Here is a 17,518-nt window from a genome sequence, read left to right as displayed (position 1 = left end):
CAAAGGGGATAAGGATATGATCAAGCCACCTGCTTTACAAAAAGGTGACCGTGTTGCCATTATTGCTCCAGCCGGTCGGCCAGAGGAAGATAAGCTGATAGAAGGGAAACGTGTACTTGAAGATATGGGACTTGATGTCGTCTTTGGACGACACGTGTTTGATGAGGACGATGATCTTGTCGCTATAGATAAAAAGCGACTAGCTGATTTGCACGAGTCCTTCCTAGACCCTACTATTCATGGGGTTTTTTGTGCTAACGGAGGTTATGGTACTGCAAGAATTGCTCCGATGATTGACTACAAAATGATAAATAGAAATCCTAAGATATTCTGGGGATATAGTGATATTACGTATCTTCTAAATGCAATTCAAAAGTTTAGTGATTTGGTTACTTTCCACGGACCGATGATAGGATCGGATTTAAATGATGAACAAAGAACTGCAGAAACCGTATCCTCATTTTTACCTTTATTCTTGGGAGATTCGTTTACCTATGATTCTAGTAATTCGCCACTCAACACTCTAGTTAATGGTACGGTAGAAGGTCGATTAGTAGGTGGAAATTTAACTTTGCTTACCAATGGACTAGGTACACCTTATCAAGTGAATTCGGATGGAGCTATCCTATTAATTGAGGATGTCGAAGAACCAGCATTTAAGATAAATTTGATGCTAACCCATCTTGAACAAGCTGGCGTGTTTGGTAAAGTCAAAGGCGTGGTTGTTGGTAATTTTCAAGTGGAACCAAATGAAAATGCGAAAATAAAAAAAGTGGTAAAAGATTTCTTCAAATGTGTGTCATTCCCAGTTGTGGAGAATTTTTATATTGGACATTGCCAGCCTAATTATGGTGTGCCACTTGGAGTAAACGCAAAACTCACTACATTCCCTCCTAGATTAGTTATTGACTCTGGTGTGATTAAAAATTAGATTCGAGTATAGATGTATTGTAAAAGCATTATTCCGACTCTTATAACAATCATTTTTATGAAACGAAACATGATAGAGACAATTTCATAAAATTTACTTTATTTTTTAAGGGAACCATGCACTCCAAAAAAGTACCATTGTAAGGTGGGATGTTTTTGCAAATGAAGCAGTTTAATTTAGTGTCTTTACTATTAAGTGTGTGTTTAGTTGTTTGTCTTACCTTATGGATACTTTCAGAATACAAAAATAATGCTTATGAAAAATATCTCTCTTCTGAAATAGTGAATCAAATAGTTGGGATTACTTCCTCAACATCCTATAGCTTGGGGATATTAGAGGATGTTTTAAAGAGTGGTATGTTAACTATTGCACAGAAAGATGAATTGGCATTGAATTTTAGTGAAATTGTTTTTGATATTCAAGATGTTGCAAATTTTGCTCAGTATATTGGAGAATTAAAAGATTTTAATTATAACAAAATTACAATTGTTAATAGTGACTATTATCACTATTTCATGAATTTAGAAATTCCGTTTGATAGAGATAGGATTCGTTTGTCAACAGAGCAAATAGAAGATATGACTAAAATGAAAAATCAAATGAAGGAATACATAGAGGTTATAGAAGACACATTACATTTTACAGCAGAGGTTGGAACAAGAGGGCAATCTAATCAATTTTTTGACTACTATGCAGAAGAAGGGATTACCGATAATTATTGGGTAGATTTACTAAAAGGATATGAGGCTTCAACTAAGTGGAGTAATCGTATTTATTAACATTTTAACGAAATTTTCACTACGTTGGTAGCATTGTTAGTAAGAATCCCACATTGTGACTGCTTTCGTTAGAAAAAAAGGGCAGGTTTTTATTTGGGAAAAAATATAATGAAGATTTGGATCGCATTTATCGCAGGAATATGAACAGTTGAGTTCATTTGGAATTTGGTGCAGGGTGAACAAATAAACTGGGGATTGGTTATTGGTACTATTATAGCTGGTTTTCTTGGGATCGTAATTGGCACGATTATAAGAAAAAGCTTTAGTTAATTCTTGAATGGGGCCATGGAGCAGAACTCTTAACCATTTTGCATTAATTTTTGAGGGAAATCTAGAAATTAGATAAATACTCGTTTATACAGAAGCTTTATTCGTATAGAAGAAAACTTTACTTGTCTGTATCAACAATTTATTCGTTGGAATCTTATATACGCGTCTATTGTCCATTTTTATTCGCCGAATAGATGGAAATACTCTTCTATAATTGAAAATACGAGTTATTCTGCAAAATACTCGTCCATATTTCTGATTTACGCGCCGAACTTTGAAAAATACAAGCCGAAAATGAAAATTACTCGCACGCCAATCTAAACCTTTTGCACAAGGCGTACTATTAATATAAAACCTGAATATGTTCTTAGCTTCATAAGAATGGAGTGAAGATGCATTAGTGTTGGGAGGATTAGTGGTTACACATCCGTACATATCCAAAAGACGATTAACGATTAAGCTAAGTAAATTAATAGATATATTAAATTAGGAAACGTTTAATTGAAATAAAAGTCAAAGGAGATTACTTTTTATTTATTGCAGCACGGAAAGAGTGATCGAATGAAAAGATTATTAACAGTTGCATTATCTGCTATTTTATTTGCTACACTATATTCTTGCTTTTCCTATGTACCCAGCTACCAGCAGAATCCTAATACTTATTATTTTGGTTTTTTTGAGTTGTTTGTGTTTGTTATTATCTACTCTGGACCGATGTATTTTCTTGCAGGATTACCACTATCGATCTATATTGATAGTTTACTCAAATTAATAGAAAAGAGTTGGGTAAGATATTTTGCTGGACTAGTATTATATTCGTATGCTGGTACTATGGTAGGTATCATTTTTCTTATACTATTTAGTGAAAACGTCTACCGATTGGAAGTGATTACATTTTCCATTTTTGGATTTGTAGCGGCTAATGTATACTTTCACCTGTCAATATTGATATCCATAATAGATCGGAAATATAGTGTTTTTCCTAAATAGGTAGCTATGTAATGGAAATAACCATTGTGCTAGTACGATAGAAAGATGGATTTTTCCAAAAAAATATAGAAATATTATGTTAATGGTTGTAAGGTTGAATCAATACAATTAGGAGGGGACAGTTATTGACTGAATTTCATTCAAAGCATTTTAACCTTGAAAAAGTAAGTGATGGTATTTATGCAGCTATTGCGAAAGATGGTGGTGGAGCGGTTGGAAATGCTGGTTTCATAGATTTAGGAGACAAAAGCATCATTTTTGATACGTTTAACACACAACAGGCAGCGGAAGATTTGAGGATGGTTGCGGAGACCATAACGAATCGACCAGTTTCATGGGTAATCAATAGTCATTTCCATGGCGACCATATTAGAGGAAACCAAGTATTTAAAGATTGTAATATACTATCTAGTCAAAAAACCCTTCAACAAATGAAAAAGGATCATCCAGAAAGAATTGCTGCACAGAAAGCAGATATAGAGGGCTTGAAAAAATACATACATTCCCTTGTTGAACAAAATAAAACCTCCAATGATGAACAGATTGAAAAGGAAATAAACGTTTTAAAAGAACTAGAAATCTCACTCCCTCATCTAGAATTGGTGTTACCACAACTCACATTCACCAACGAATTTACCATTTATGGAACAAAACGCTCAGCTAGAATTATGACACTTGGAGGCGGCCATACTTCTTGTGATGCTGTCCTTTATATACCGGAAGAGGAAATCATTTTTATGGCTGACCTTCTATTTGTAGGTATGCATCCTTCATTTTTCGCCTACTCGAACCCATCACATTGGGTAACGATGCTAGATGAAATAACTAACTTCCCGATTCAAAAAGCAGTCCCTGGCCACGGACCAATCGGAGCAAAAGAAGATATGGTTAAATTAAAGAACTACATTAATGTGTTAATAAAGTTAGCAAAAGATAACGAGAACATGGAAGAAGTCAACGTTCCTGATGAATATAAAGGTTGGATAACTTTAAATAACGATGCCGGTGAGTTGTTTAGAAGGAACTTGAGTGTGATAAAAGCGATGTAAGGATAATGACCGAAGTTTTGTAGTATTTATGAAGTAATAAATAAAAATATGGAGAAAAAGGAGCTTGGACATCCAAGCTCCTTTTTCTATGAATTTTCCTATTACGTATTAAAACAATTTATAAACTAAGGTTTTACATTTCATCATACAGGTAATAAATAGAACAAGTGTTCTGTTATTTACGTTAACAATCTGTTACAATCATGTTGTACAAGATGCCCCAAACACCTCAGAAGAGAAAGGTGGTGGTAGATTGACGGTTTTCGAGACACTAGTATTGATGATCTCTTTCGGAACCTTAGTTGTTGCTATGATGACAAGCATCAAAAAATAACCATCCTCTAAGCCGGACAAGCAAGTTGGATGATAATGAAGCGAGTTACCTCAATTTAGGGCTATTGTACAAGCCGTTGGTGATTAGTCACCAACGGTATTTTTGTACAAAAGACCATATCTTGAAATGGAACACCTCAAAATATGAGTAAGAGTAATGTTGAAAAGCCAAACTAATTTTACCAAATAGAACCAATATGAAGTGAGGATGACAAGCGATGAATCAGACTACTAAACCAATTATTTTACTCAATATCGATTCATTAATGCCAGAGCCATTAGAGATTGCAACACAAACTGGGCGTGCACCTGCCTTACAATTCCTTAAAGAAAACGGAAATTACATACCAAACATGGTTAGCTCTTTCCCAACAATGTCAGTCACCATCGATAGCACCTTGTTGACTGGGGCTTATGCTGATAAACATCATATACCTGGTCTAAACTGGTTTGATTATCGTAAGAAAGAGATTGTGAACTATGGAACTGGATTTCGAGAAACCACACGACAAGGGGTAAGAAGAACCACACACAACATGCTTTATCGTCTAAATAATGAACACATGAGCACTGAGGTAAGTACCATTTATGAGGATTTAGCAAAGCGGGGAATTGTATCAGCATCTATTAATTCGTTCGTCTATAGAGGTAATACACCACAAAAGTTACATGTCCCAAGGCTTTTCAGTGCTCTAACCTATTTTGAAAATGGAGAATGGACAACACAAGGCCCCTCCATTCTGTCTTTAGGTCATTTTTCCAAGCTTAGAAAATGGGGATTCACACCCCAAATTGCAGCCGGAAATTATAAATTTACCGCAAGAGAGCTCCGTTTTTTAATTCGAAAAAATAATCTTCCAGCTTTCACTTTTTGCATATTTCAAGATATGGATGCGCGTATTCATTTCCGTGGACGCATGGATTTAAAGGGTATATCAAAAATAGATAAAGAAATTCAGAAAATTTTAAACATGTATTCCAGCTGGGAGGAAGCTGTTGAACAAAATGTTTGGATGGTGATTGGGGATAACGGACATTCCCCAACAGGGACGAGATACAAGGAATTTATTATAGACCTAAGAAAGATATTGAAAAATTACCGTATCGCTCGAATTGAACGGCAAGTTAAGAATAAAGACCAACTCGTTCTCTGCGTTAATCAGCGAATGACTTATATTTATGTATTAGATAAAAATCTATCACTGAAGACGATAGTGGACGACCTGAAAACGGACACGCGCATCGATATTATTGCTTGGAAAGAGGAGGATGCGGTACATGTGACTTCCGGTCTCCGTGAAGGATCGCTCCGCTTTCGCCCTAACGGCCAGTATATGGATGTCTATAACCAAACGTGGGAGTTGGATGGTGAGGGAAAACTTTTAAATTTAGATGTAACAGATGACAATAAAGTTAGTTTTGGAGACTATCCCGATGCTTTAGCGAGGCTACATAGCGCACTACACTCACATGAAGGACGATTTATTATTGTAAATGCCAAACCTGGCTGTGACTTCAAAGCCCAATTAACCCCATTCCACCTAAGTGGTGCCGCGCACGGGTCGTTGCATAAACAAGAATCTTTCGTACCACTTATCATCACAGGATCAGATGAAAAACCAACCTATCCCCGTTTTGTCGATATGAAGGAGTTTATTTTAAGGTTGGTTGTTGATTAGGGAATGGATATTAAATTGGATGGATTGGATATTTGGGGAGAATGGAATGAATTCCGTGGGTTATTGTTGAATAAAATGGCTGTGTTGAATGATTATCTCTGGATGTTGTGGAATTCTGAGGGGGAATTGAATGAATAACGCGCAAAGTTGATGAAAAAATGAGCTGAATTGAATGAATAACGCATTAAGTTGTTGAAAAATTAAACAGAACTAATTAAATTCACAAATACATTGTTAAAAAACGAATTCAAGCTGAATGATTATCACCAAAAATCAATGAATTAATTTCTAATCTGGAAAAATCCTCAAAGTCATAACCATCAAGGATTCAAAATTTAATAATTTTTTAAAATGTTATCCATAGACAGTTTCAGGATAAATGGTTAAAATTTCTACTTAGGATTGAAAAATTCCCTCTATTCGAGGAGGTACATATGGAAAATAAGATCAATTCAAAAATTGTCTTAGTTACTTTTATGTTTGGTGCGTTTTTTGCCATTTTAAATGAAACGTTACTAAACATTGCTCTAACGGAATTAATGGATGTGTTTCAGGTAAAGCCTACTACGGTGCAGTGGATGGCAACTGGATTTATGTTAGTGATGGGTGTGTTAATGCCAATATCTGCTTTATTAATACAGTGGTTTACCACAAGACAAATGTTTTTAGGGGTCATGAGTATTTTTCTTATTGGAACGACGATTTCAGCATGTGCTTTCAGCTTCCCGATGTTGTTAACAGGGCGGATGATTCAGGCGGCTGGAACAGGATTGCTCATTCCGGTCATCATGAATGCGCTGCTGTTGCTTTATCGACCTGAGGTTCGTGGAAGAATCATGGGGATCTTTGGTTTAGTATTGATGTTCGCTCCAGCTCTAGGCCCGACGTTATCTGGGGTTATCGTTGATTTGTTAGGCTGGCGCTGGTTGTTTATCATTGTTATTCCTTTCGCACTATTTTCTATTATTTTCGGATGGAAGTTCTTGCAAAATGTAGGGGAGGTAACACGACCAAAAGTTGATATTCTCTCCATTTTCTTATCATCCATCGGCATCGGTGGCATGGTTTACGCCTTCAGTAGTGCTGGGGAAACAGAGGCAGGATTTTCTTCCCCAACTTTTATATGGGTTCTCGCTATTAGTGTCATCAGTATTACTTTATTTGTCATTCGCCAATTGCGATTAGAGGAGCCACTTTTGGATGTGCGTGTGTTTAAATACAAAAGCTATGCTCGCGGTATTATCCTTTTCATCATCGTAATTATGGCAATGTTTGCATCAGAAATTGTAATGCCAATGTACCTTCAAGGACCAATGGAGTATTCCGCAAAAGTAGCTGGATTACTGCTGCTGCCTGGGGCGATACTCAACGGTTTATTGTCTCCAGTAATGGGAACATTGTTTGATAAATTTGGTCCGAGGAAGCTAATTATTCCCGGAACGCTTGTTTTAGTTGGTGTCATGATTTTCTTCAGCAATGTATCACCAGCAATGCCAATTTGGTCATTTGTTTTGGTTTACATCGTGTTGATGGTGTCTATTTCCGCAATCATGATGCCATCCCAAACAAATGCATTAAATGAACTACCGAAAAATTTATATCCGCATGGAACGGCAATCTCGAACACCTTACAACCAATTTCCGGCGCATTAGGGGTATCGGTTTTTGTCAGTATCATGACGAATGGACAAAATCAGTATTTGGAAAATGCAGCGGGACCTATTACCGAAGAAGTAACAGATGCGGCCATGACCCAAGGTGTGCATCATGCATACTGGTTCGCTCTTGCGTTATGTTGTTTTGCATTTGTTATTGCTTTGTTTATTAAAAAAGCTGTTTCTCCAGACTATGAAACGGAAGAGGATGGAGCGGAATCTGTCGTGGCTGAGGAAAAAGAAGAAATTGGAACGAAATAAATGTGGTGCTAATTTGTTAAATTAATTTGGGGTTTTGTATGTTTATTACGCTATTTTGTTGAATTAATTGGGGATGTTGGATGATTAACGTTCCATTTTATTGAATTAATGAATCACACTGAAAGATAAACGCCAATTGCTGAATTAAACTTGGTTGTTGATTGAAAAATGCGCTATTTTGTTGAATTAATGAGAGATGTTGAATGATTAATGCGCTATTTTGTTGAATTAAATTCGTAAGTTAAATAATTATCACTACGCACTGTTGAATTATTCAAATCGTGCTAGAGATGGACGATTTATTCGTAATTTGAAATTAAATCAACGAGAATAAGCATACATTCCTTTATCATTACAATTAATTCAACAAGATGTTATGACTTTCATGCAACACTCAATCACTTTTCGGCAAAATCTACCCATAATCATTCAACAACCCTAATTTATCCAACAAGTGAGGTTAATCATTTAATCAATTCTAGATCCGCAATTGCTCCATCCGCAATTACGGATCTTTTTTCAGCCATTCCAATACCCGATGATATGGGCATTTGGATAGTCTCGAATGATCATCTCGCAAAAAATATTGTCTCCATTCAAAATTATCTTCAGCTCCGTAGCTGTTCAGATCCGGATGAATGGAGATTTTATCGTATTTGGATAATCGTTCTCTTACTCGAGCTTTCATTTTATCCATGTGAGAGGTTTTCGTAAATGCTTGCAGTACCCACCTTGGCGTAATTGCTAATAGCATCGTGAAGAAGTGACGACTTTGGCGGTTCCCGTGAGCGGGTGTTGCGCAATACATAAAGTATCGTTCTCCATGAAAGCAAAATTCCCAAATAGGATCATGAGGATTGGTCGGAATGTCGTCTGGCCAATCCTTTTCATCAACTGCTGATAGTGCACGTAACTGTTCCCAAAACAACTGTTCATATTCCTCGACGGTATATGTTGTCTTCATTTCTTCAGGTAAGTGATAAAACACGATAAGCGAAGTATACTTCCCGTATTTTCTGGAATCCTCGGTGTATTTTTTTAATAGAGCAGCAAAATTAGCTATGGTCGACTGTTCCAAGGGATTTCCAACAAAAGCGTATCGTAAATGATTTAAGGAAAAACCAATGGTAGCCGGAATGCAAGGAAAGGGGCGCTCCTTATCTGTCATTTTCGCCTCGAATTCATCTAAGTTCTTTCTTTTCCAATGATCGAGAGTGTTTCGGTTATCGGGAGTATCTTTATATAATCCCTCTGTCATCACATTCACCTCCCAATCGCTTCTATACTATATTCAGAAGGTGGGAGAATGGGTCAATGTCCAATCGAATATGGGCGAATGTCGTAGAATGTGATAATTTTCTCTCGTTACGATAAGGGTGTTTTGAAACTTTCATCATAAGATATCCGTAAGAAGAGTAGCGGAATCACTATATTTAAAAAAAGTAGGTATAAAAATGGATTTAAAGAAACTAGCACATGACATTGCCAACGTTTATATGGAGAATTCAAAAGTGGAAGCGGTTTTACTCGGTGGATCTGTTGCGCGTAATTGGCATGATGAATTTTCAGATATTGAGTTATTTGTTTTTTGGAAAATAGACCCAACTGACCATGACCGAAAGTACGTTATAAATCGGGTGAACGGAGAAGTAATTGATTTCTATGATTTTGAAGATGACGAATGGTCTGAAACGTATATTACGGAAGGGGTGAATCTTGAGATTAGTAACTTTTTAACAACAACGATTGAAAAATGGATCGATGATGTTGTAAGCCGATTTGAAACCGATTTGGAGAAACAATGCCTGGTAGCTACTATACATGATGGGCGAGTGTTCGGTGGGGAAATAGTAATACGCCAACTTAAGAAAAAGGTTGTAAAATATCCGCAAGCTTTGAGTCAAGCGATGATTAATAATTACTTAGACATGGGTAGTAGATGGAGTAATCGAGAAGCACTCTTAAGTAGAGAAGACTGGTTAATGCTTTATAACGTAATCGTTTCCACACAAACGAACATTATGGGGATACTGTTTGGCCTAAATCGTATGTATGTGCACCACCCAGCATTTAAATGGCAAAAGCAATCGACTGAAAAGATGACACTATTACCAAATAATTTAGTCCAGCGTTTGCAATCTGTTTTAGTGGAGCATCCTAAACATAGTGTAAGAGAGTTAGAAAATATTGTACAAGAAACATATGAATTAGTTCAAAAAGAATATCCACAGATGGATTTAACTCCAGTGAAAGAAAAGTCAACCTTTGTGCGACCAAGAAATAATAGCTCGACCTAACGATATAAAATTTCGTAAACGATTAGTGTATGGCTACAGAGTTCAAGCTGTAAACAGGACGTTAGTCTCATGTAATAGGTTTGTATTTTTTTCATTAGTGGTATAAGTATTATAGTAGCGCTACTTGTTTCTAACTTATAAAGGAGGATTTCATTTGCATTCTTTATCAGACGAGCAGTTGTTTGATAGTTACAAGAAGGCATTAGAGCTAGAGTTAGATAAAGAGTTTATAAGGCTATTAGAGGAAGAGTTAATGAAAAGGGAAATAGCATTTTTCGATAATGAGTATTAACAAAAAAATGGGGCAAGAGGAGAGGCTTTAACCTGTCCCTAGATGTGTACAGTTAAATTATCAGGCTTAACTGTGGAATAATTACTGGCACTTGGAGGATTCTGAACAGATTCTGTATGATTATGAAGATATAGTCTTGAATCCATCTCAAAATATAATAAATAGATAAATAATATTAGATATTAAAAAGTGCATTGCACAAAAATAAACGAGAAGCGCCCGAATAGATTTTGGGCGCTATTTTCATGCGTGAAAAATTAGGTTCACATGTGCAAGAGCTCTTCATATGGTAGTGAATGGGGTGAAACAAACAACCTTTTTTGTAGTAACAATAGACCAAATTCACATTTAAATTTTCATAAAATTAAAGGAAACCAATAAAATATAAAGAATTTTAAAGAATATATAAAAATATGTTGCAATTAACGTAGTATTTGATAAAATGTAGCTGAAAAACGCAATATTTGATAATTGAGGAAGGGAGATGTTGAGTATGATGACTTCTCTTATTATTGTGTCAGCAACAGTGTTTGTAACAATGGTAACTTTATCTTTTGTAGAAAAAGTAAGAAGAGCATTTTCTAAGAAAAAGGAGTTTCTGAATGATTACCGACCAGGTGGAGTGGCATTGCAACGGAAGTAAAACCGTAAATTCTTCCTATTCAAGTTAACCGGATCCCGATTAAGCACGGAGGGTGAAGGTTAACTTTTTTAATGGAATCAAGCATGTACTTTCACAATATTTAAACAATGATGAAATTTATTGTGCTTCCTACCCATTTCAGGTATTGTGTTTAAGAGAGGGTTCGAAACCATCCCCTCTATAATAAAAACTAGGGAGATGATGTTTGTGCGTGTTTTACTGTATCTTGCAGTTATCGTGTTTGCGAATATTATAACTGCAAAATTTCCACCTTTTGAATGGGGAATGTTCATTATTCCATATGGGACATTGTTTATTGGAGTAACCTTTATTTTACGAGATTTGGTCCAAAACAAGTATGGAAGAGCGAAGACATATGGGATTATATTGTTGGCATTAGTGCTATCCGGTATTTCTAGTAATCTATTAGGGGATACATTATGGATTGTATTTGCTAGTGCACTAAGTTTTCTAATTTCGGAGACAACGGATACGGAAATCTATACGAGATTGAACCTACCAATTACGATGCGAGTTCTTTATTCCGGAATCGTAGGTGGAATTCTAGATAGTATCGTGTTTGTTGTAATCGGTCTAAGTCCAATTGGTGCTGGATTCCTACCATGGAACCTAGTCGGATATGCTATTTTAGGGCAAATTGTCTTTAAAATCTTAATGCAATTTGCAGGTGTTGCAGTCCTAAAAGCATGGATGAATGTAAGCAATAAAGAATTGGAAAATGCCCATACATCCTAAATGAGAAAAGGTGGAGTGAATGATGAAAAGTGATACAAAAGATTTAACCCTATTAGGGAATCAAAATAATAAATATGTGTATGATTATGACCCATCTATATTGGAGACGTTCGAAAATCAGCATAAAGACAATGATTATTTTGTGAAATTTAATGTACCTGAGTTTACATCCTTATGTCCGATTACAGGGCAGCCCGACTTTGCAACGATTTACATATCGTATATGCCAGATGTAAGAATGGTCGAAAGCAAGTCACTGAAATTATATTTGTTCAGCTTCCGAAATCATGGTGGCTTTCATGAGGACTGCGTAAATCTCATCATGAAGGATTTAATAGAATTAATGGATCCAAAATATATTGAAGTATGGGGTAAATTCACCCCAAGAGGTGGAATTTCCATCGATCCATATTGTAATTACGGCAAACCTGGAACGGTTTATGAGGAAATGGCCAAGCAAAGACTGTTCCAGCATGATATGTATCCAGAAAGAGTGGATAACCGATAATGAAAATGTAGCGGATTATGTGGAATTCATACATTATGTTAAAGGATTTATTAGTTTTCTTGGTGAATTAACGTATTATGTTAAAGGATTATGCGCCTAACTTGTGGAATTAATTTATTATATGGAATGAATGTACGCCACATTTGAATTATAATTATGGATAATCGAGATCATCATTTTAAGGAATAGCCCAAAAAGATATTAACCTTCTTGGGCTTTCTCGTTTAATTTATATCATTTGGTTGATTTCTTCAATTAACCGATGTGTTGTCTCTTTTATGCTCATCACACCAAGGTTTCCTTCTTTTCTCTTTCTTAATGATAATGACTGGTTCTCCATCTCTTGATCACCAATGACAATCATATAAGGAATTTTTTGTTTTTCAGCTTCTCTAATTTTTAATCCCATTTTCTCAGCCCTGTAATCGACTTCCACACGTAATCCTACTGATTCTAGTTGGAACTTTACATCACTTGCAAAATTTGCGTGTGTATCAGAAATAGGGATTATTTTTACTTGTACAGGCGCCAGCCAAAGAGGAAACTCCCCAGCAAAATGTTCAACTAAAATGGCCATAAAACGCTCCACAGAACCAAAAATAGCTCTATGAATCATAACTGGTCGATGAAGATTATTATCATTGCCTATATATCCACAATTAAATTTTTGGGGCATTTGAAAATCTAGTTGAACAGTCCCGCATTGCCAGCTTCTACCAAGGGAATCTAATATGTGGAAATCAATTTTTGGACCATAGAAAGCTCCATCACCAGGATTAATTTGATATTTAACTCCCTTTTCCTGCAATACTGATTCCAAAGCCAATTCTGCTTTATCCCAGATTTTTTCAGACCCCATATATTCCTCAGGTCTTGTTGAGAGTTCTACCTTATAGTCAAAACCAAAGTGGGAGTAGATCTCATCTATAAGTGAAAGTACCTTATCAATTTCGGATTCAATCTGGTCAACACGAACAAATAAATGTGCATCATCTTGAGTAAAGGAACGAACTCTTAAAAGTCCATTTAAAGAACCTGATAGTTCGTGTCTGTGAACTAATCCAAGCTCTGCAAAACGGATGGGTAATTCTCGATAGCTTCTTCGTTTGCTATTAAAAATTAATAGTGCACCAGGACAGTTCATTGGTTTAATTGCGTAATTTTGATTGTCTACACTGGAGAAGTACATGTTCTCTTGATAGTGATTCCAATGACCTGATTTTTCCCAAAGTTCCTGTTTCATCATGATAGGAGTTTTAATTTCCTGATAGCCTGCCTTTTGGTGTTTTTTTCTCCACAGATTTTCAAGTTCATTCCTAATCACCATACCATTCGGTAAGAAAAAAGGCATTCCTGGAGCCTCTTCCATTGAAGTAAATAGTTCTAACTCTTGACCTAACTTTCGATGATTTCTTTTTTCTGCCTCTAATTGATTAAACATTCTAACTCCTCCTAATTTAATATGAATTTAATAAAAAAGACCACACTCCTCCCAACAATAGGGACGAGTGCGGTCGTGGTTCCACCCTGATTCCATAAAACACCAAAAAGCTGATTATGCTCAAAAAGATAACGGATTTCCCGATTATAGATACTTTGATTTTAAGTCATTTCCCCATAATAGCTCGAAGGTGGTAAATCGCTCATTTTTCTTCAGGGCTTTCAGCCAATGACCCTGCTCTCTGTAAAGAAATGAATGAATGATTCATGTCCTTTTCATCGCCAAACTATTTTATTTTATAAAAAAAGACCGCACTCCTCCCAACAATAGGGACGAGTGCGGTCGTGGTTCCACCCTGATTCCATAAAACACCAAAAGATACTTTATGCTCAAAACGATAACGGATTTCCCGATTATAGATACTTTGATTTTTGGTCATTTCCCCATAATAGCTCGAAGGTGGTAAATCGCTCATTTTTCTTCAGGGCTTTCAGCCAATGGCCCTGTTCTCTGATAAGAAAATGATGAATGATTTTTGTCCTTTTCCCAGCTTTATAAGATTTGTGATTTATATTGTACAAAATAATAATGCAAATAACGAAAAAGGTCAAGTAGCAAAATTTAAAAGCTAGTTACTCAATATATATCCAATAATTATGGTGCATTCGGAATTTGTGTGTTAATTACGGAACTACTTGTGACTATTATCAAAATACTTACAGGGGCTTTGCTGTAAGAGAGAGTTGTGGAGCCAAAACTCCTACTGTCATAAAAAGCAGTTTAGTTAAATACGAAAAATAATCAAGTTGTACAACTAAAGTAGTAGAAAAAGTACACCTATTATACGTATCCATAATTTAATAGATGTTGGTATTATTTGTTCAAGGAGGTTTTGTTTATGATTATGGGGTTGTATGAAGCACACTTACCTGTGAAAAATTTAGAGAAATCTATTAGGTTTTACAATCAATTAGGTTTGACGTTAGCTTGGCGCGATGAAGATACAGCATTCTTTTGGATAGAAGAAGGTATCAGCTGGTTAGGGCTATGGCAAGGCGATGAGTACCAAACGCAATATCATCCTTCTTTAAGACATATCGCTTTCCGTGTCACATATCAGGATTTAAAAGAGTCTTTAAAATGGCTTGAATCATTACAAGTTAAAACAGTTCCTTTTGGAGGAAGAATATCGGTTGAGCCCTTCGTAAGACCTAATCAAGGAAATGCCTCGGTATACTTTGATGATCCTGATGGGAAAAGTTTAGAGTTAATGTGTTTCGTTGCTGTTCCTAATGAACTAAAACATATTACGGAAAAATTATCATTTGATGAATGGGAGAATTTGATAAGCAGTAAATGAAAATATTGAAGATTATTCATTAAGCGTGTAAAAATACACAAAAGGTAACGGGGCTTTATCGGCATAAGATTCCTTTGTTCACATTAAAAGTAGCTTGGATAACCAAACTACTTTTTCATGTGAACAGGCTGTGAATATACTCGCAAATATAACTGTGATTTGTTCTGTGAATTTCCATTTTGCAATCCATACCTTAACCTGTTAAAAGTACTCCTCAAAGTAGAATAAATATACCCCTCCAAATGTTTTACCTTAAAATAAAAGGATTCTACCTAATAACTGTTGAATTAAGTAATCCTAAAGTTCGAATCCCACAACTATTTATTAAGAAAGAAAAACAACATCCACCTTGGTCCCACACAATAGATAATGGTACGATAAAGAAGTCCATATCCTCTTATAGAAAAGGGGTTTACCGAATGAAGTCTTATTGGTTATGGCTAGTATTACATGTGATTGTCTGGCCATTTGCGATTGTATACATAGATTTAAATAAAACGGTGTTACCGGCACCGATATTAGGTGTTACCTTTTACTTTCTATCATTTTTTATCGTTCCTTTAATTGAGAAATGGGAGCGTTTATTGGCACTGCTCGCTTGTGTGAATGTAGTTGTTGCAGTTGCAGTTTTATTTCCATATAATGGAGCGTTTAATCCATTCCTAATTCTAATTTTATCCTTGCTGATTGCAGAAGGATTTTATCGCTTAACTCTTCCATATAGTTTTCTAATTGCAGGTGTGAGTATATTCGGGTTAACAGGATCGATTTTATCTAGTAATCTTAAACCTTTACTTATAATTTGTTGCATACTCTATATGTGTTTCCTACTAATAGCGATGCACTTTTATAAAAAGACAAAGGATCAGCTAACCGATTTAGATGCACGCTATCAGGCGATGTATATGGAATACCGTGAATTGAAACGCAGGGCAGTATCGGAGGAAGAATTGGCAAGGCAGGAGGAGCGGGTACTAATCGCTCATGAAATTCATGATTCTGTGGGGCATCGACTAACGGCACTGATTATGCAGCTGGAAATGTTTCGGTTACAAGCAACGGATGATTATAAGGAGCGCGTACAATCTCTAAAAAATCTGGCACAGGAAAGTCTGCAGGAGACCCGAAGAGCGGTTAAATCGTTAAAATCCAATGATCCTGGTGGGGTTCCTGGAATTATTCGGCTTATACGTAGATTAGAGTTAGAAAACTTGATACGAATCCATTTTACCGTTAAACATGGTGCATTTACTACCCTACTAACCGGGGAGCAATCCTTTGTTATTTATCGTAGTGTACAAGAGGCCTTAACAAATATTATGAAGCACAGTGACTCTAAGGAAGCCGAAATTATGTTTGAAGCACCTGGTGGTAGTATTTTTCGCTTCGAAATTAGCAATTCCGTAGCTAGTGATCAAACTTATAAAGAAGGGTTTGGGTTAAGCTCCATGCGCGAACGATTAGAGCAGCATAATGGGGGATTAAAAGTATATCAATCTGAGGGTAAATTTTTAATTAGTGGCTATTTGAAAATAACAAATGTAGGTGATGAGGTTGATTCGAATACTGCTAGCGGAAGACCAAGTGATGGTGCGCCAAGGCTTAAAGATGATGATTGAGACAGAGGAAGAATTCACCGTTACTGGGGAGACCGATAATGGTAAAGAAGCAATAGCACTATGTGAACAGAAGCAATTCGATATAGCTATTTTAGATATACGTATGCCAGTAATGGATGGTTTAGAAACAGCCAAAGTCATACAATCCCGATGGCCAAACACGAAAATTTTAATGCTCACGACTTTTGATGATGATCATTATGTCATGGAGGCGCTGCGAATTGGGGTTAGTGGCTATATTTTAAAAAACGGTGATACGGAATCTTTGCTTCGTTCAATTCGAAGTGCATTAAAAGGTGGTCTATCGCTTGAAGACCAAGTAGCGGCCAAAGTCGTACCCCAATTGATGAAAAAACAAGACACAAAAGAGCCAGATCCAACGTTAACCCCAAGAGAACGGGCGATTTTGAAATGTATTGGCGAAGGTTTGAGTAATAACGAAATTGCACAACGTCTCGCTATATCAATTGGTACTGTTAAAAACAATACGAGTCAAATCCTAACAAAATTAGATTTGCGAGACCGCACACAGCTTGCTATCTATGCAATTCGGCACAATTTGGTTTAACTGAAAATGAAAATGATGAAAGTAATGATGAAAAAGATAATTCGTGACTAGAGACAGTAGTGATACTGTTTCTTTTTTTATATTCTA

The 17,518-nt window shown here is 36.1% G+C and carries 17 protein-coding genes and 1 other annotated feature; of the genes, 15 read left to right on the top strand and 2 right to left on the bottom strand.

Translation table 11 applies throughout. The features are described 5' to 3' along the window. The first annotated feature begins 16 nt into the window (after positions 1 to 16). From C1A05_RS08750 to C1A05_RS08725, 7 genes are all read left to right on the top strand, one after another. Positions 17 to 931 carry a S66 peptidase family protein gene (locus C1A05_RS08750; RefSeq protein WP_102027819.1) on the top strand — a complete coding sequence of 305 codons (915 nt, stop codon included), beginning with the start codon at positions 17 to 19 and terminating at the stop codon, positions 929 to 931. Between the two features lie 155 nt (positions 932 to 1,086). After that, positions 1,087 to 1,710, top strand: a complete 624-nt coding sequence (locus tag C1A05_RS08745) for a hypothetical protein (RefSeq protein WP_102027818.1) — start codon at positions 1,087 to 1,089, stop codon at positions 1,708 to 1,710. An 831-nt stretch (positions 1,711 to 2,541) separates the two neighbouring features. Next, positions 2,542 to 2,970, top strand: coding sequence for a hypothetical protein (locus tag C1A05_RS08740; RefSeq protein WP_145997304.1), 429 nt, complete (start codon positions 2,542 to 2,544; stop codon positions 2,968 to 2,970). Between the two features lie 125 nt (positions 2,971 to 3,095). After that, positions 3,096 to 4,019 (top strand): MBL fold metallo-hydrolase, encoded by a 924-nt coding sequence (locus C1A05_RS08735; protein WP_102027816.1) that lies wholly within the window; start codon positions 3,096 to 3,098, stop codon positions 4,017 to 4,019. A 253-nt stretch (positions 4,020 to 4,272) separates the two neighbouring features. Further along, positions 4,273 to 4,353: a putative holin-like toxin gene (locus C1A05_RS18290; protein ID WP_255398297.1), complete on the top strand. Its 81-nt coding sequence runs from the start codon at positions 4,273 to 4,275 to the stop codon at positions 4,351 to 4,353. A 217-nt stretch (positions 4,354 to 4,570) separates the two neighbouring features. Then, positions 4,571 to 6,031 (top strand): alkaline phosphatase family protein, encoded by a 1,461-nt coding sequence (locus tag C1A05_RS08730; RefSeq protein WP_102027815.1) that lies wholly within the window; start codon positions 4,571 to 4,573, stop codon positions 6,029 to 6,031. A gap of 434 nt (positions 6,032 to 6,465) precedes the next feature. Continuing rightward, positions 6,466 to 7,947, top strand: coding sequence for an MDR family MFS transporter (locus C1A05_RS08725; RefSeq protein WP_102027814.1), 1,482 nt, complete (start codon positions 6,466 to 6,468; stop codon positions 7,945 to 7,947). Positions 7,948 to 8,452: 505 nt separating this feature from the next. Here the strand turns inward: C1A05_RS08725 and C1A05_RS08720 are convergent. Further along, positions 8,453 to 9,205 carry a YqcI/YcgG family protein gene (locus C1A05_RS08720; protein WP_102027813.1) on the bottom strand — a complete coding sequence of 251 codons (753 nt, stop codon included), beginning with the start codon at positions 9,203 to 9,205 and terminating at the stop codon, positions 8,453 to 8,455. Positions 9,206 to 9,401: 196 nt separating this feature from the next. Between C1A05_RS08720 and C1A05_RS08715 the strand changes: the two genes are divergently transcribed. The 5 genes from C1A05_RS08715 (at position 9,402) to queF (ending at position 12,443) form a co-directional block, all read left to right on the top strand. Continuing rightward, on the top strand, positions 9,402 to 10,244 hold the full coding sequence (locus C1A05_RS08715; RefSeq protein ID WP_102027812.1) for a DUF4037 domain-containing protein: 843 nt from the start codon (positions 9,402 to 9,404) through the stop codon (positions 10,242 to 10,244). Positions 10,245 to 10,398: 154 nt separating this feature from the next. Next, on the top strand, positions 10,399 to 10,536 hold the full coding sequence (locus tag C1A05_RS08710) for a sporulation histidine kinase inhibitor Sda (protein WP_102027811.1): 138 nt from the start codon (positions 10,399 to 10,401) through the stop codon (positions 10,534 to 10,536). Positions 10,537 to 11,029: 493 nt separating this feature from the next. After that, positions 11,030 to 11,179, top strand: coding sequence for a hypothetical protein (locus C1A05_RS18025; protein ID WP_159462041.1), 150 nt, complete (start codon positions 11,030 to 11,032; stop codon positions 11,177 to 11,179). A gap of 207 nt (positions 11,180 to 11,386) precedes the next feature. Continuing rightward, positions 11,387 to 11,935 carry a VUT family protein gene (locus tag C1A05_RS08705; protein WP_102027810.1) on the top strand — a complete coding sequence of 183 codons (549 nt, stop codon included), beginning with the start codon at positions 11,387 to 11,389 and terminating at the stop codon, positions 11,933 to 11,935. A 22-nt stretch (positions 11,936 to 11,957) separates the two neighbouring features. Next, the gene (gene queF / locus C1A05_RS08700; protein WP_234998435.1) at positions 11,958 to 12,443 is read left to right on the top strand and encodes a preQ(1) synthase; all 486 of its coding nucleotides are present in this window, start codon (positions 11,958 to 11,960) and stop codon (positions 12,441 to 12,443) included. A gap of 229 nt (positions 12,444 to 12,672) precedes the next feature. Here queF and thrS read toward each other — a convergent pair whose 3' ends face one another. After that, positions 12,673 to 13,884 carry a threonine--tRNA ligase gene (gene thrS, locus C1A05_RS08695; RefSeq protein WP_102027808.1) on the bottom strand — a complete coding sequence of 404 codons (1,212 nt, stop codon included), beginning with the start codon at positions 13,882 to 13,884 and terminating at the stop codon, positions 12,673 to 12,675. A 325-nt stretch (positions 13,885 to 14,209) separates the two neighbouring features. Continuing rightward, positions 14,210 to 14,441, bottom strand: a binding site (T-box leader). 341 nt (positions 14,442 to 14,782) lie between these two features. Between thrS and C1A05_RS08685 the strand changes: the two genes are divergently transcribed. The 3 genes from C1A05_RS08685 to C1A05_RS08675 all read left to right on the top strand — a co-directional run bounded on the left by C1A05_RS08685 (position 14,783) and on the right by C1A05_RS08675 (position 17,431). Further along, positions 14,783 to 15,244 (top strand): VOC family protein, encoded by a 462-nt coding sequence (locus tag C1A05_RS08685; RefSeq protein ID WP_102027806.1) that lies wholly within the window; start codon positions 14,783 to 14,785, stop codon positions 15,242 to 15,244. A gap of 419 nt (positions 15,245 to 15,663) precedes the next feature. After that, the gene (locus C1A05_RS08680) at positions 15,664 to 16,863 is read left to right on the top strand and encodes a sensor histidine kinase (RefSeq protein WP_102027805.1); all 1,200 of its coding nucleotides are present in this window, start codon (positions 15,664 to 15,666) and stop codon (positions 16,861 to 16,863) included. Further along, on the top strand, positions 16,799 to 17,431 hold the full coding sequence (locus C1A05_RS08675; RefSeq protein ID WP_102027804.1) for a response regulator: 633 nt from the start codon (positions 16,799 to 16,801) through the stop codon (positions 17,429 to 17,431). Before C1A05_RS08680 ends, C1A05_RS08675 begins: the two co-directional genes overlap by 65 nt. The last annotated feature ends 87 nt before the right edge of the window (positions 17,432 to 17,518 follow it).

This window comes from Salirhabdus sp. Marseille-P4669 (assembly GCF_900240405.1).
In the GTDB taxonomy this organism is placed as follows: domain Bacteria; phylum Bacillota; class Bacilli; order Bacillales; family Alkalibacillaceae; genus OEQK01.
The sequence above is the reverse complement of the archived record's forward strand: the minus strand, read 5'-3'. Positions and strand labels throughout refer to the sequence as shown.